18 protein-coding genes are annotated in these 14,867 nt (G+C 35.6%); 8 read left to right on the top strand and 10 right to left on the bottom strand.

All coding sequences use genetic code 11. From position 1 onward, the window contains the following. Window positions 1-135: 135 nt before the first annotated feature. The gene (locus M1F05_RS11570; RefSeq protein WP_206086433.1) at window positions 136-525 is read left to right on the top strand and encodes a nuclear transport factor 2 family protein; all 390 of its coding nucleotides are present in this window, start codon (window positions 136-138) and stop codon (window positions 523-525) included. Window positions 526-623: 98 nt separating this feature from the next. On the opposite strand, the gene M1F05_RS11565 is transcribed toward M1F05_RS11570, so the two are convergent. Beyond that, complete coding sequence (locus M1F05_RS11565) at window positions 624-1,466, bottom strand: MBL fold metallo-hydrolase (RefSeq protein WP_206086435.1); 843 nt, start codon at window positions 1,464-1,466, stop codon at window positions 624-626. Between the two features lie 157 nt (window positions 1,467-1,623). Then, entirely contained in the window at window positions 1,624-3,291 is a 1,668-nt protein-coding gene (locus tag M1F05_RS11560) for a methyl-accepting chemotaxis protein (RefSeq protein WP_206086437.1), read from the bottom strand. 369 nt (window positions 3,292-3,660) lie between these two features. Between M1F05_RS11560 and M1F05_RS11555 the strand changes: the two genes are divergently transcribed. Both M1F05_RS11555 and M1F05_RS11550 read left to right on the top strand, forming a co-directional pair. Continuing rightward, window positions 3,661-3,999, top strand: a complete 339-nt coding sequence (locus M1F05_RS11555; RefSeq protein ID WP_206086439.1) for a GlpM family protein — start codon at window positions 3,661-3,663, stop codon at window positions 3,997-3,999. Window positions 4,000-4,097: 98 nt separating this feature from the next. Then, a complete protein-coding gene (locus tag M1F05_RS11550) occupies window positions 4,098-4,499 on the top strand; it encodes a hypothetical protein (RefSeq protein WP_206086441.1) in 402 nt (133 codons plus the stop codon). Window positions 4,500-4,553: 54 nt separating this feature from the next. On the opposite strand, the gene M1F05_RS11545 is transcribed toward M1F05_RS11550, so the two are convergent. Continuing rightward, window positions 4,554-5,336, bottom strand: coding sequence for a class I SAM-dependent methyltransferase (locus tag M1F05_RS11545; RefSeq protein ID WP_206086447.1), 783 nt, complete (start codon window positions 5,334-5,336; stop codon window positions 4,554-4,556). An 87-nt stretch (window positions 5,337-5,423) separates the two neighbouring features. Then, complete coding sequence (locus M1F05_RS11540; protein WP_206086449.1) at window positions 5,424-5,915, bottom strand: N-acetyltransferase; 492 nt, start codon at window positions 5,913-5,915, stop codon at window positions 5,424-5,426. A gap of 127 nt (window positions 5,916-6,042) precedes the next feature. Between M1F05_RS11540 and M1F05_RS11535 the strand changes: the two genes are divergently transcribed. Continuing rightward, the gene (locus tag M1F05_RS11535) at window positions 6,043-6,387 is read left to right on the top strand and encodes a DMT family protein (RefSeq protein ID WP_206086451.1); all 345 of its coding nucleotides are present in this window, start codon (window positions 6,043-6,045) and stop codon (window positions 6,385-6,387) included. A 61-nt stretch (window positions 6,388-6,448) separates the two neighbouring features. Here M1F05_RS11535 and M1F05_RS11530 read toward each other — a convergent pair whose 3' ends face one another. Beyond that, window positions 6,449-7,600, bottom strand: coding sequence for a pyridoxal phosphate-dependent aminotransferase (locus M1F05_RS11530; protein WP_206086457.1), 1,152 nt, complete (start codon window positions 7,598-7,600; stop codon window positions 6,449-6,451). 269 nt (window positions 7,601-7,869) lie between these two features. Here M1F05_RS11530 and M1F05_RS11525 point away from each other — a divergent pair, with 269 nt between their 5' ends. Continuing rightward, complete coding sequence (locus M1F05_RS11525) at window positions 7,870-8,373, top strand: DUF1543 domain-containing protein (RefSeq protein WP_206086459.1); 504 nt, start codon at window positions 7,870-7,872, stop codon at window positions 8,371-8,373. A gap of 54 nt (window positions 8,374-8,427) precedes the next feature. On the opposite strand, the gene M1F05_RS11520 is transcribed toward M1F05_RS11525, so the two are convergent. Beyond that, window positions 8,428-8,778 (bottom strand): hypothetical protein, encoded by a 351-nt coding sequence (locus M1F05_RS11520; RefSeq protein WP_206086461.1) that lies wholly within the window; start codon window positions 8,776-8,778, stop codon window positions 8,428-8,430. Between the two features lie 165 nt (window positions 8,779-8,943). Further along, on the bottom strand, window positions 8,944-9,168 hold the full coding sequence (locus tag M1F05_RS11515) for a HEAT repeat domain-containing protein (RefSeq protein WP_206086463.1): 225 nt from the start codon (window positions 9,166-9,168) through the stop codon (window positions 8,944-8,946). A 278-nt stretch (window positions 9,169-9,446) separates the two neighbouring features. On the opposite strand from M1F05_RS11515, the gene M1F05_RS11510 reads away from it, so the two are divergent. After that, window positions 9,447-9,818, top strand: coding sequence for a hypothetical protein (locus M1F05_RS11510; protein WP_206086464.1), 372 nt, complete (start codon window positions 9,447-9,449; stop codon window positions 9,816-9,818). Window positions 9,819-9,875: 57 nt separating this feature from the next. Here M1F05_RS11510 and M1F05_RS11505 read toward each other — a convergent pair whose 3' ends face one another. Together M1F05_RS11505 and M1F05_RS11500 are read right to left on the bottom strand one after the other, a co-directional pair. Beyond that, window positions 9,876-10,247 carry a hypothetical protein gene (locus M1F05_RS11505; protein ID WP_241016902.1) on the bottom strand — a complete coding sequence of 124 codons (372 nt, stop codon included), beginning with the start codon at window positions 10,245-10,247 and terminating at the stop codon, window positions 9,876-9,878. A 357-nt stretch (window positions 10,248-10,604) separates the two neighbouring features. After that, the gene (locus M1F05_RS11500) at window positions 10,605-10,856 is read right to left on the bottom strand and encodes a DinI-like family protein (RefSeq protein ID WP_206086467.1); all 252 of its coding nucleotides are present in this window, start codon (window positions 10,854-10,856) and stop codon (window positions 10,605-10,607) included. Window positions 10,857-11,454: 598 nt separating this feature from the next. Between M1F05_RS11500 and M1F05_RS11495 the strand changes: the two genes are divergently transcribed. Both M1F05_RS11495 and yddG read left to right on the top strand, forming a co-directional pair. Then, complete coding sequence (locus tag M1F05_RS11495; protein WP_206086469.1) at window positions 11,455-12,915, top strand: alanine/glycine:cation symporter family protein; 1,461 nt, start codon at window positions 11,455-11,457, stop codon at window positions 12,913-12,915. A 162-nt stretch (window positions 12,916-13,077) separates the two neighbouring features. Continuing rightward, window positions 13,078-13,974, top strand: a complete 897-nt coding sequence (yddG, locus tag M1F05_RS11490) for an aromatic amino acid DMT transporter YddG (RefSeq protein ID WP_206086477.1) — start codon at window positions 13,078-13,080, stop codon at window positions 13,972-13,974. A gap of 47 nt (window positions 13,975-14,021) precedes the next feature. Here yddG and yidA read toward each other — a convergent pair whose 3' ends face one another. Continuing rightward, window positions 14,022-14,834 (bottom strand): sugar-phosphatase, encoded by an 813-nt coding sequence (gene yidA, locus M1F05_RS11485; RefSeq protein ID WP_206086479.1) that lies wholly within the window; start codon window positions 14,832-14,834, stop codon window positions 14,022-14,024. Window positions 14,835-14,867: the final 33 nt, after the last annotated feature.

Genomic DNA, 14,867 nt, shown 5'->3' with positions numbered 1-14,867 from the left:
GGAATATTTGGGCTATAAAAAGCATAAAATGCTGAAGTTAATAGAATGCTTAATTAAATATAAGTGTTCCCTTGAAATCGTTGGTTTACAACATATAACAGAGTAAAGGCATTTATAAAAAACAAGAGGTAAATAGTGGGAAAAATACAGTTGGTTAAACAAGCTTTAGACTCTGTGTTAGGAACGCAAATCGGATCACTATCTGTTATAGAGCAGTTTTTCTCTAGAGATTACATTCAAATAGTCGATGGTAAAGAAATTGGCTTTGATGAGTTCGTTGCGCATATGAAGGTGTTAGAGGAAGCAACTGAATCAATTACGATAACAATTAAATCTATCGCAGAGGGAGATAACTGCGTTCATACTCAACATATTGCAAAGGCAATGAAAAAAGACGGCTCTTACAGCGAGTATGAAGTATTTGCCTGTTTTACTGTCTTAGATAATAAAATAGTACGTTGCGAGGAGCTTACGCGGATGACTCAAGGTAATAAACACGACAGTGATTTAGGGTCAAGAACTTAACGTATTTATATGTAGATAATTTTCTGAATGGAAAGGTGATTTTTTTGTTCATCAGATTAGCTGCAAGAATATGCCCAGCTTACTACTGGGCAATCAAGTTAACTTGAATAAGTGAGCTGTAAGCCAGCACCAACCTCTTTAACAGGAGCATGCTTAGCTAAGTGTATCTTTGCTGCAAGGTCAGTACAGTGGCATGGGTGGATGTGCAATAAGTCCTGTTGAGTAAAGTAGTTGCCAGTCTGTTCTAAAAGATCATCTGAGGCTTGTTGTAAGTGAAAACCACCAATTACAGTGACTATTTTATTTATCCCAGTGACGTGTTTCGCATATTCAACAATATTGCAAATACCTGAATGAGAACAACCTGTTATTACAATCAGTCCTTCTGTTGTTGTAACTGCCAGAGCGGTGTCATCAAGGACATAGTCATCAACGTGTTGTTGGTTTTCATTAACCATAATACCGATTGGGTCTTTTCCTTCAAAATTATTATTCCGAGGTATTTGACCTAAAAATATAACGTTATCAGATAAATAGTATGGCTTTATAGATTCTATACAAGTGAAGTAGGCATCGAGTACATTTTTTGGGGTGTTTGCTCCAATCACTTTCGATTGAAACTGTTTTGGTTTTAATGCATCTGGATGATAAATAAGCTGTTTGGGGTGGTTTTCCTCAACGTTACGACGGTCAAAATACTGAATCAAATGACCTAATCCCCATGTGTGATCATTGTGGCCATGAGACAGTACAAGGTCGGTAATATCGGCTAGGTCAATATTGAGTATATGGGCATTATTAATAAAAATATCAGAGTAACCTGTATCAAATAATATTTTTTTGTCATCAGCTTCAATGTGATAGCAGACACCTGGCTCACCGCAAAAATAACTGTCGATGAGAGTGTTATTATCAACAAGAACGGTAATTTTAATTGTCATATTGGCTCGTCGTTATTTGAAATAATCGTTACATGTTATATCAGATAATTTGTTAGAAATATTCAATGGTAGTCAAACATGAATAAAGAAGAAAAAATACGAAAGAAAATAAAAATATGGGCACCATGAATAGTGCCCAACGGTTTAATAATTTAATTTAGTGGAGTTTTTTAATTGGTAGATCTTTTTTTTGCTCAATACTGTCAGATTGTTGTGTATCTTCGGCTTCAACGTGGAAGATAGAAATTATCTCTTCCAGTAAATTGGATTGAGACTCGAGTGCTTTTAGTGAAGATTGTAATTCACGTGTCATTGAAGCATTCGCTTGAGTCGTGTTATCTAATTCGTTGATAGCTAGGTGGATCTGGCTTACACCGTGAGTTTGCTCATTAGAGGCAAGGGCAACGCTTTGGATCATTTCGTTAATATTAGAGGTATCTTGAGCAATAGAGACAATATTATCGTTAGCATCTGCCGCCAGTTGGAAACAATGATTAATTTTATCATTTGAATTATTGATTAGTAATTTAATCTCTTTGGATGCTTGCGTACAGCTTATTGATAACTCGCGAACCTCATTAGCGACGACAGCAAAACCTTTCCCATGTTCACCCACTCGAGCGGCTTCAACAGCTGCATTAAGCGCCAACAAATTCGTTTGGAAGGCAATATTATCAATTGTAGATGTAATTTTGCTGATTTCTTTAGAGAAGTCGACGATATCATCCATATTCTCGACGACATCAGAAATTAGCTCATTGCTCTTATCTATGGTGATACTCGTTGCAGACATAAGCTGACAAGATTGATTTGTATGTGCTGTATTGAGCTTAAATGAAGAGTCGAGTTCTTCAACGCTGGCGGCAGTTTCAACAATTGCTGCGGCTTGCTGGTCTGCTCGGATGGACAAATCATGGTTCATTTGCGTAATATCATTCAACTCAACTTTAATATGGTGAGTGTTGTCATAAATATTTTTTACAATTTCAATAAGCTTACTTTGCATATTAGAGACATGCATTTTGAGCAGTTTTATTTCAGAAAGACCTTTATTATCAAATTGATGATAAAGAATACCTTGGCTGACTTTTTCGATACCATCAATAACTTGGTTGAGAGGGCGGATAAAGAAAAATTGCAAAATAAAACGGATGAATAGCGTGACAATGGAGATTATTGTAATGATCACAATAAGACCAATTATGCTTTGGTGATAAAGTTTTTCGCTTGAAATAGCGATGTCATGGTAATTTTTATTAAGCTGTTGGTGATAATTTATGTAATTTTTTTCAAATGCATCTTGAAATGATTGTGTGGGTTGATTTAAAAAATCGTAGGTTTTTCCTTCAACTAAGAACACAGAAAGTTCATTCAGTGCGGCATATAATGTATTATACGATTTTTCTAAATCGGTGAAAGCTGCATTGTTTTGATACATGGAACTTTCAGAAAAATTTTTCCAATATGTATTGGTTTGTGTCATTTTTTGATGGTAAAACTGAATAAGGCTGTCGATGTCAGTATTCGACGTTTTCATTTTATTGATGATCAATAAATGGCGAGAGCTTGCGCGGTTTAAGGTATTGCGTGCTTGAAGTAGAGATTGCCACGTATTGTTTAATTCAGTTTGCTCATTATAAATTATATCCAGGTCATTGAGTGTTGCTTGATACTGTTTTAACGAGCTAAAGAAAAACCAGCAAGTAGACAGTAGTAGTGTGATCAGCAGTCCTGAAATAAACCAGACCAACGTCGTCGTTTTGAGGCCAGTGAAGGTAAATTTAGCTGAGTTAAATTTAATTTTTTTTGAAGTATCAGACATCATTGATTATTTCCTTTCATACCATCGAGCAGTATGTTTTGAATACATACAAATAACGACTTTCAGACATAACATTGTTAGCGATAAGTGAATCAAAATTATCCTATAGACTAAAACGTTATATATAGTCACGCGAAAGCATCAGGCGTAGGGACTAACTCAATGTATCGGCACTCGTGATGGATACTTTACATGCAATAATATGACTTAGTTCATAAAAATGAATGAAATCTAAGTGTGTTTACTTATTTTTTGGAATGGTTAACAAAATGAAAAGAAAATTTATGAGCTATTGTTTGAATTGATAATGCTGTTAACTTTTCAATAGTAAGAAAGGATAATAAGCTAAATGTAAAAAGGAATTAAACTCTTATGTTTTCATTATTCTTAAAATGTCTAATTGGTGCTGTAGCTGTACTTATCATTGCATTATTTTCACGGAGTAAAGTTTATTATATTGCTGGGTTGGTGCCTTTATTTCCAACTTTTGCGCTTATCGCACATGTGATTGTTGTGCAGGAGCAAGGCACTGAGGCATTAAGAAAAACTGCATTATTTGGGTTATGGTCATTAATTCCTTATGCTATGTATCTACTTACAGTTTATATATTTGCAACGAAAATGACGGCTTGGGGTAGTTTGAGTTTAGCAACAATAATATGGATAATTACTGCTGCTATTTTAGTTTATATTTGGCAACTTATTCAGTAGATTATAAAAATAAATGGCCTGATTCGCTTTGAGGTCGCAAAACAATAAGTATAAACTATAATGATGTTTACTGTTTTCTCATGGATTATCTATATAAAATGTTATTAAGATCTTTAGTTCTATTACTTGTTGCTGGGTGTGCATACATAGCGGGGATCATGACCGAAGTGACTATTGACCCAGAATTAGATACGGATAGTAGAGTGAGAAGCTCAGTTGAAGACTTCTTGGCATATCCGTCGGCAGCAACGTACAAAAATGTAAAATATTATGTACTAACGAAAAGTGATGAAGGTGAGGAAACAGGATACTACTGCGGTGAAGTCTTTGGTTTTGAAAATGAATTACCCCATGGCTATAAGCGATTTATTGTTAGGCTACATAAGAATAAAACGGGTAAGGTGATGATTTCAATTCCATTTGTTGAAAAGACAGATGATATTATTCCCCCTGAACAATTTGAATCTGTTTGGGAGCGCTATTGCCACCGTGGTGAATAGCCTATCTTAGAAAATTAACATTGATTAGCCAACAGTCTAACTAATGTAGGATTTTTAGCGGATTTTAATCGCTAATGTTGATAGGAATGTTGGTAAATAACGGTCAACAATAAAACGTGGATGTGGCTGCCAATCTTCCTCAAATCCTGCAATATGAAAGCCAGCTTTAATTTGTCCACCAATTAAATCATTTAAAGAATGGCCAAACACAAAGGCTTCTTGGTGTTCAGTCTTGTATGCAATTTGCTCTTCAGATAAAGTGCTTAATTCCGAAAAAGGCATAGTATAACTTGGTTTTATAAGGCCTTGCTCATGGTATTTTTTATCCCGGTCGCCAATAAAAACTACGGGGTTAAAAAAGCTAGATAATAATTTTCCTTCTGTTTTTAATACACGATGGCATTCTTGCCATACAGGATTTACATCTGGAATATATAGGTTAGATATAGGGTGGAAAATAATATCAAATTCTTCGCGAGCAAACATAGATAACGAACGCATATCACCTTGTACAGTTTCTAATGTTAAATGATCGCGTTCTGCGACCATTATATCTTGTTCAAGTTGTTTTATTGAAAAGTCAAAAACGGTAACTTTAGCACCCGCAGCTGCTAATACAGGAGCTTGCTGACCACCGCCAGATGCAAGGCAAAGAATTTTTTTCCCTTTAATATCACCTAGCCAATCTTTTGATACTGGGGTAGGGGTAAGGTGAACTTGCCAGTGACCTTGTTTAGCATCATGAATAGTTTGTGAATCCACAGGTGTCGACCAAGCTTGTTGCGACTCTGCCTGTTTGTCCCATGCCTTTTGGTTTACAGTAAGAAAATCTGTCATAAAATGTACTCTTTAATACAATAATGTATCTAGTTTATCAAAGCGTGAGCAAATTAAAATAAAAATGTACTAGATGGTACTAAAAAATTATCTGCCGATAACTAAATAGTATTCTATTTCATCGAAAATAAAGTTAGCGACAACACTCATACCTAATTTCTGGTGAGCCGCTAATGAACGTAAATTTTTTGTGTTAATAAAAGCAACGGGTTTACCTGTATTGAGTGCGCAAACTTTGTCATATAAAGTTTTGAGGATATCTTTGCCTCTGTATTCTTTATTGATACAAACAGGCCCATAAAACCAATTATTTTTAACTAGGTGAGGAAACTGTTCGATAATAAATGAAGCTAAAGGGGGTAGTGTGGCCGATGACGACCTAAAGCTAAAAACCACACCGATAACGTCTTGAGCCGCTACCGCAATAATGGTTCCTGTGCTTCCCATCAACATATCCTTAACCTTAGGAAGTGGAAATTCGCCAAGAAGCTCACCATGGTTAGAAGGGGCATTAGCTTGTAATAAATGAGCGACTTTGAGGCTATCTGTCAGATCCATTAAGCGATATTGAATAAACATTTAACTCTCCATTTGTCTTAGCTGAAATAAATTTTAGAATGAAATAATTAGCCTAATTACACCTTATTGAAATCGTGATTTTTTCATTTCATAATGATGAAAATTATCTTCTTACTATGAAATTAACATGCTAGCAAAATTATACCCTGTATTTTTACTTATCATTTCAAATGTGTTCATGATGTTTGCTTGGTATGGACATTTGAAGTTTACGACGAAACCTTTATATGTGGTGGTATTTTTTAGTTGGCTAATTGCTTTTGTTGAATATTGCTTTGCTGTACCTGCAAACCGGTTGGGGCATCAGTTTTATAGTGCTGCAGAATTGAAAACAATGCAGGAAGTTATCACTCTTTGTGTTTTTGTGCTCTTTTCAGTTTTATATTTAGGAGAGAGTATAACAGTTAATCATATTATTGGTTTTGCCCTTATTTTTGTGGGGGCCTTCTTTATTTTCAAAGGCCCTTTTTAAAAAATAAAAGGGGGAGATCAATACCTGTTCCTTTTATTTTGGTAGCGCTGGAGGGGCTATGTTATGCCCAACCTTTTTTGTGAAATTCTTTTAGGACTGTGACGAATTGTTCCATTTCTTCAGGAGTTCCTAATGTTAAACGGTTCCAGCCTACAGCGGGTGGGAATTCTCTTCCTACCATCACATTTGCATCTGCCATGCGTTGCTTATAGGCTTTTACATCACCTTTTACTTTATGGAAAATAAAGTTTGCCTGTGATGGGGCATATTCGAGTCCAATTTCTTTTAGTGCAGTTTCGACAATTTTACGCGATAAATTATTGGATTTAAGACTGTTTGCGATAAAGGTTTTATCTTTTAATGAGGCGAGGGCAGCAACAGCCCCTGCTGTATTTGTGTTATCAATAGATAAAAATTCATCTACGGCAGTAATAACCTCTGGTATCGCTATTCCATAACCAACACGTAATCCCGCTAGCGCAAATATTTTTGAAAATGTTCGTGTAACAATAAGATTTTTTTGGCCTTTTTTAACTAATTCTATAGCACTGACAAAGCTAGGGTCTTCGACAAACTCAGCATAAGCCTCATCAACAATAAAAAATTGGTTATCGGGAGCTTTACTCATCCAGCCATCTAACTGGCTATGAGGGGTAATCATGGCAGTCGGGTTGTTTGGATTACAGATATAAATCATGGATAAACCATCAAAATTATTTGCCGCTTGCTCCATTTTTTGTAAATCAAAAGATAAATCTGCTTTTAGAGGAACCTTTGTAATTTGTACACCAAGTGGAAGTGAGTACAGCTCGGCATAATTAAATGTAGGATCAGGGGTAACCAGTTGAATTTTGATCCCTTGGTTTCTAGCTTTATTTGCCAACATGGCAACAGTGGCTTGAATGGTTTCTGATGAGCCATTACCGATGCTGACATGTTTATCAGATAAATCATAAAGAGAGCCAATACTGGTGATTAATTCAGCTCTAGCATCGTCAGGATAGCGAAAAGAATTAGGTAACGCGGCAATAATTGCATCTTTAGCCTTTGGTGACATCCCTAATGAGTTTTCATTGAAATTAAGCAATAAAGGATGCTTAGCATCAGGTAGTTTTACCGATGCTGTGTTAGCAGACGCTTGATTTATAAATGTATTTAGCGCTAATCCACCTGCTACTAATGAAGTGGATTTTAGAAATGAACGACGATCCATAATTATTCCCTGAAATTATTATTCTTGAGCTCATTAGATTACTCAAAATAACCTCAAAGTAAATAATTATATAGTTAAAATGATTTCTTATTCACTTTTTATGTTGCTGATAGTGATCTCGGGTAGAAGGAGTAATGCTAATAAAGCTAATATGATGAAAACCATAGATAAAAATTTAGGTTGTTATTTTCTGCAAAATGGAAGATTGCAAATTGAATTTTAATGGTTATATAATTTATTATATAACAAGGTGGTAAATTGGAGTAAGAATGAAATTATTTATGTTTTACATTGGTGGTAATGCAGGCAAATCAAATATAGAGGTTCACGATATCCAGTTTGTTATTGCAGAAAAACCAGAGGATGCTTGGCCTACATTGAGAGAAGCTTGGTTTGGTGATAAAGATAAGATTCATATTGACGGCTATGCAGTTATTACATGGGCTGATGGTTTTGATGTGATCCTAAGCCGAGAACCATCAAAAACTAGCCATAAATTATATTTTGTTAATGTCGGCGGGTATACTCCAAACAGCTTAGCAGAATTACACGAGTTTGATCTTTTTGTTGCGAAAACAGCGGATGATGCAAAACAAAAGGCAATTAAAAAGTTGCTAGTTAACAGTGAACAACAACATAAAGATAATTTGAAAGATGTGGATGACTGCGTATTCCTAGAGCAAGTTGGTGATTTTTATATTCACCTAACAGAAAACAAACAGGGAGAACACTTTGTCCCACAGTGGCAAGGTTATCAGCCTATTGGCCTGTAAGAATAATCAGGTCAAATAACTAACAGGGTAGCATTTACTACCCTGAGTTTTCAATTACTGGGCTTGTACTGGTGTATTCGGTGTGATTTCGACCACGGCAACTTTAACCATATATTGTTTGCCGTTTTCACCTTTAGGAACATCTGCAACTATTTTTTTAAGAGCTTCTTCTGGTTGACTTGTTTGTATTGACGTTGAATATTGCATCATACCTTGGTGGTGTCTATTATAGTTATTATTGCGATAGTTATCGCAAGGGCGATTATTATACTGTTGCTGATTTTGGTACCCGCCTCGATGCCAAGAACCATTACTATTTCCGTAGCCATCACCATGATATGCGAATGTTGAGAAACTTGCTGCCAATAAACTTGTCGAAATAATTAACGGTTTAAGAATATTCATATTTAATCCCCTTTAGAATATTTATTAATTATTATATTGGCAGTTAAATAAATTAATTCAATTTAATTTACTTATATAAATGAATAAATCATATTTCATACAACTTTAATTCATTATTTCTTCATAATGAAGATGAATTGTTAAAATAATTAAATTACCGTTAATTTATGGGTTTTCTGAAAAGAATTTAGCAAGTTTGCTGAGTGAGGTGATTGATGCAACAGCAATATCTTTATTGTAATCGTCGCATAGATTTAATAAGCGGTCTATGGCATGTTGCTGTTCAATAGAACATTTATAATCACCGAGTGCATTAATTGCTGCGATTTTAACATCATTGTTTGTACCATAAGTTAATTCAACTAAATTTTTAACGATTTTTTCTTTCATAAATTAATTAGCAATAAAGATATTGGAATGTGTTAAGTATAAATCGATAAGAAAAAACTTAAAATGTTTTTTTTATCAATGATTAATAAAATAATATAAAAACAACTAATGCTAATGAAAATAAATGATTTTCATGAAAAAATGTTATTGGTTATTAAATAATAAAATGCGTACAAGAAGTCACAAACTAGCGACCTCAAAGGCTCATTTTGTTCACTGTTATGGCACTTATGTCATTATAATGAGTTAAGCAAACATATCATATGAAGGATAACTGGTTGAAACGTATAAAAACAAAGCTCTTGATCGTTTTATTGTTAGCTCTGGGGGTTTTTGCCTATCATTTTTATAGCACTATTGGTGATTCAGACATTGAAAGTACAGCTAAGCAGTTGGTAGATAAGAAGTTAAACCAATCAGGCGAGATTACATTTAAGGACGTCAGAATCGCTTTGAAGAGTGAATATAAAGAGGGAAATAGCTACCGAGTTTGTGGGCTATATCGTACGTCTTCGCAAGATGAGATGCTTCCATTCGTTGCCAACGTGAGTGTGCAAGATGGTAAAATTTCAGAGCATACTCAACTGATTGTGAGTGAAACATCAGAGCTAAAATTATCAATAGAAAAATTATGTGCTAAAGCACCTTAATATGAAAAAGAGCGCAATTTTACTGTTGCGCTCTTATCTCGATGAGATTTATTCTGATTACGACTTGTTCAGGAGTAACTCAGTTTGAATTTTACACGCAGAGATTGAGTCATTTAATGATTTAGCAAACTCTTCGTCATTCTTGAACTGAGATTTATTGCTACGAATTGCATCAATAGCGGATGTGAGGTTTTGGCGAAGGTCTGTCTCAACTGTCTCCAGCTTTTTCAAATCGACATTTTCATTTTTTAATTTTGCAATTGTTTCAAGGGTTAGGTCACTACTGCTTTTGTTAGTGCTGTATGCTTCGTTTAGCGCTTGACCTGTTATTTCACAATAATCCTTGGCCAGTTCACTAATATTTAAAGGGGCATTGGCTGCCATGGTTATAGCTGGTGACAGGCAAAGAGCCAGTAATAAACGCTTCATAGTCATACCTCTGTTTGCACTCAATGAATAGTTATTCTAAATAATATCTAGAAATTACTATAGCAGATTAGGACTAAAACGGGGATGTTGTGTTGCATTTCGCACCATTTCATAAAAAAGAGCCAGTATAAATACTGGCCGCTATAAATTAGCAAAAGCAATGTAAATGAAAATTACGTTATATACTTTATCATATAACGATTAAGGGTAAAGCGATTTTAGTGAAGAGAGTGAAAATACCTTGTTAACTATGATCTTGATCAGGCTTTAGGGATATGAAGATAAAAGTTGGGAGGGAAGAGATAAGAAGCTGACTGTTGCTATAAAGCGACTGTCAGCTGCTGTGAATAATGGTGATTAATTATTTTTTAGCCAATGGCCGTGTTTTAAAACATCTTCAACAAGCTCATGTAAAACGATATGAGCTTCATTATCGTTATGAAAACCCTTAGTTGAGAAAGTTGTTGGCCCACTATCATGGGTGATCAATAAGTTACTGCTAGGGTAGACCTCTAAAACACGCGCTTTTAGCTCTGCACAAAACGCATCATAAGTTTTAGCAGGGAGCTGTTCAATTGAGTCATCAGATACTTTAATCGTAATTTCCATATGTTAACCTCTTGTCAATAAAGCGAATTTACGTTCAGTGTATTGTTATCAGAAAGTATAAGCAATATTCGTTTTTTGATTGTCATAATGTGATTTTAGGTGCTGAGTTTTTTTATGAAATAATAAAATAGCACTATTTTAAATTTAAAATAAAAATGGTTATTGCTTATTTTTAATTTAATTTAAAAGCAAGTTTTATATTTAAAATAATAAATTTAATTTAATTTTATGTAATGAATTAAGATTAACCATTAACTAAAATAGTTAATGGTTTAAATAATCAGCTAAAAATCAAACGATTGATTTTTTAAGTCGGGTAATTTTCTCTTGTTTTTATGCTTTTGATTTTTTTGATTATTTTATTTTTTCTGCATTTGGCTTAATTGGGTTTTTTGTATTTTTGGCGGTTAATGAACAGTGAGAAGAGAAATGAATTTACATTAAAGATAAAAAAATATAATTTCATGACAGATTGGATTTTACATTAATTATATTTTTGTTTTTATTTTAGTGGTTATATTTAAATGTTTAGCTGATATGGGGCAAAATTAATTGCTAACGAGTTACGTTAGCTTATTTAATAAAAAAGGAGAGTAATTTGATAGAATTTATAAATTCATTAACGAATATTATTTGGGGTTCGCTACTCATTTATTTGCTACTCGGTGCAGGGTTGTATTTCACGATTCGTTCAGGTTTTATTCAAATTAGGCATTTTAGTCATATGTTTGGTATTCTGAAAAATAGTAAACAATCTGATAGTTCTGGGATTTCTTCATTCCAGGCATTATGTACCAGCCTAGCAGCGCGCGTTGGAACAGGAAATTTAACGGGTGTCGCTATCGCATTAACAGCAGGGGGGCCTGGTGCGATATTTTGGATGTGGGTAGTGGCTTTACTTGGAATGGCAACGTCATTTGTCGAATGTACACTAGCACAGCTGTATAAAACAAAAGATGACCAAGGAAACTATCGTGGCGGGCCTTCTTATTATATGCAAAAGGGCCTGAATCAACGTTGGATGGGTATCCTTTTTTCTGTTTTTCTTATTATTGCATTTGGGTTAGTATTTAATGCCGTTCAGGCTAATTCAATCGCTCAAGCGACCGCAGTTGCTTTTGACTTCAACCCACTTTATGTCGGTATCAGCTTAGTTATTCTGAGTGGTGTGATTATTTTTGGTGGATTAAAATCAATAGCAAAAGTGGCAGAGCTTGTTGTACCTATTATGGCGCTCGCTTACCTGCTTTTAGCTTTCTGGGTTGTTGGACACCATATCGAACGCTTACCCGATGTGTTTATGATGATTATTCGTAATGCCTTTGGGCTACAAGAAGCTGCAGGAGGCGCAGTGGGTTATGGTGTCGCCCAAGCGATGACTCAAGGCATTCAGCGGGGCTTATTTTCTAATGAAGCGGGAATGGGGTCAGCACCAAATGCAGCAGCATCAGCCTCTCCTTACCCACCTCATCCAGCTTCCCAAGGATATATTCAAATGCTTGGGGTCTTTATGGATACAATCGTGATTTGTAGCGCAACAGCGATTATTATTTTATCGTCTGGGGTATTAGATAGTGGGGTTGATAAAATTAATGGCATTGAATTGACACAGTTAGCATTGTCATCAGCGGTGGGAAGTTGGGGGAGCACATTTATTGCGATTGCGATATTTTTCTTTGCTTTTACGTCAATCATTGCAAATTATGCTTACGCAGAAAGTAATATGATCTTTTTGGAGAATAACCATACTGCGGGGCTATTTATTTTCCGTATAGCGGCACTTGGTATGGTGATGTTTGGTGCGTTGGCTGAAATGCCATTTATCTGGAAGTTAGCTGATTTATCTATGGGGTTAATGGCTGTGACAAACCTCATTGCAATTCTTTTATTATCGGGGATCGCATTTAAACTAGCCAAAGATTACAACCAACAATTAGCCGCGGGGAAAATTCCCACATTTGATATCAACCAACATCCTGAATTAAAAAAACAATTTGAAGAAGGGATTTGGGAAAAAGATCAGGTTGAAAAATGGGTTGAAAAAGAAAGCTCCCGTTAATTAATAAGATATTAAATCATAAAATTCTTAGGGTAATACCTAGGAATTTTTTTTATGTAAAGAAAAGTGCTTGCATTCCAATGTGTTGAGCTATAAGGTTTTTTAAAAGAATAACCATTTTGTTATCGGACATATTGTTTGGGGTAACTGGCAGAGAAAATCATGAAATTAGGTCAATACGCAGCGACACTGTATGGGGTTATTTCTATCCTATTGTGGAGCACCATGGTTGGGCTGATCCGTAGTGTTAGCGAAAACTTCGGCCCTGTCGGTGGCGCGGCATTAGTGTATACCATTGGTTCGATTGTTTTAGTTTTAGCAATGGGCCTTCCAAAGATAAAACAATACCCTAAACGTTATTTATTTTGGGGGACATTACTGTTTGTTAGCTATGAAATATGTTTTGTGCTAGCACTGGGTTTAGCCAATAATCGTCAGCAAGCGATTGAGCTAGGAATGGTGAATTATCTATGGCCAAGTTTTACTATCGCTTTAGCTGTTTTTTTTAATCGCCAGCGTTTTACCGTATTACTTGCTATAGGGTTAATTCTTGCGTTTATGGGGCTTGTCTGGGTTATTTCTGGCGATCAGCCACTTTCCACTGAGTCTATTTTAGCCAATATTCAAAGTAACCCACTCTGTTATTTTCTAGCCTTTATTGGCGCGATCTTCTGGTCATTTTATAGCAATGTAACGAAACGTATTTCAGGTGGGCACAATGGAATGGTGTTATTTTTTATAATGACGGCAATAGGGCTGTGGATTCTCTATTTATTTAGCACACCAAGTGAATTTAATCTTACGACAAATAGCCTGACGCTTCTCCTTATCGCTGCTATTGCGACAGGTGGGGCGAATGCATTGTGGACTTTCGCTGTTATCAAAGGCAATGTGGCCTTTTTGGGCACACTTTCATATTTCACACCCGTTATTTCAACAGCCTTTGCATCCATTTTATTGAGTACTGCATTAACACTCGGTTTTTGGCAAGGGGTATTAATGGTAACAATTGGTTCAATTATTTGTTTTCTTGCGACCAGGCAAAAGCAGGTTAAATAGAGAGAAAACAGCTCAAAAGGTGGGCTGTTTTCTGTTTGATTTAGAGATTACACATTAATAAATTTATTTATGGCGATCGCCACACCATCTTCTTCATTGGTTGTGGTGACAAATTTTGCCATTCTCCGTATGGGCTCAGCCGCATTTTCCATCGCGACAGAAACGCTGGCATATTGCAGCATTTGAATATCATTATTTTGATCGCCAATACTCATGACTTTATCGGGTGTAAGGCCTAATTTTTCACAAATAATCTGAAGTGCAGCACCTTTATTCGCTGCTTTATTAGATATTTCAAGAAAATAAGGGCTGGTTCTCGTTAAGGCATAATTGTCGAAGACATTTTCAGGAATGTAACTAATACCTGTTTCTAGGGTTTCAGGATGGTCAATCATCATAAACTTCGTGAAAGCAAGGGACGTGTCCATTTCATTGACAGGACAATAAACCAATGGGGTATTAGTGAGATAGGCATCCATCACAGTGTAGTGGCTAATATGACGATTAGCAGTGAACATCGTATTGTCCGCAAGTGCATGCATGTGAATACCTACATTTCTGGCAAGTTCTTCAAAATACTGAAAATCATCAAAATCTAACGGTACTTCCACTAAATGGCTGCCATCGCTAGCTTGATGGATAACACTGCCATTATTACTTATGCAATAATTATTAGCGGTATTTAAGCCTAACTCTTTAAGGTAAGGGGCGATCCCTGAAAAAGGGCGTCCTGATGCGAGTACAACATAAACCCCTTTTTGACTGGCTTGTATGACGGCATCTTTAACTGCTGGGGAGATTTGGTGTTGGGGATTGAGTAATGTGCCATCTAAATCAATAGCAACCAGTTTGATAGACATCCACTGCCTCCTGAAGTTAATACATTACCACAG

The organism is Providencia sp. PROV252, from assembly GCF_033676005.1.
In the GTDB taxonomy this organism is placed as follows: Bacteria; Pseudomonadota; Gammaproteobacteria; order Enterobacterales; family Enterobacteriaceae; genus Providencia; species Providencia vermicola.
The sequence above is the reverse complement of the archived record's forward strand: the minus strand, read 5'-3'. Positions and strand labels throughout refer to the sequence as shown.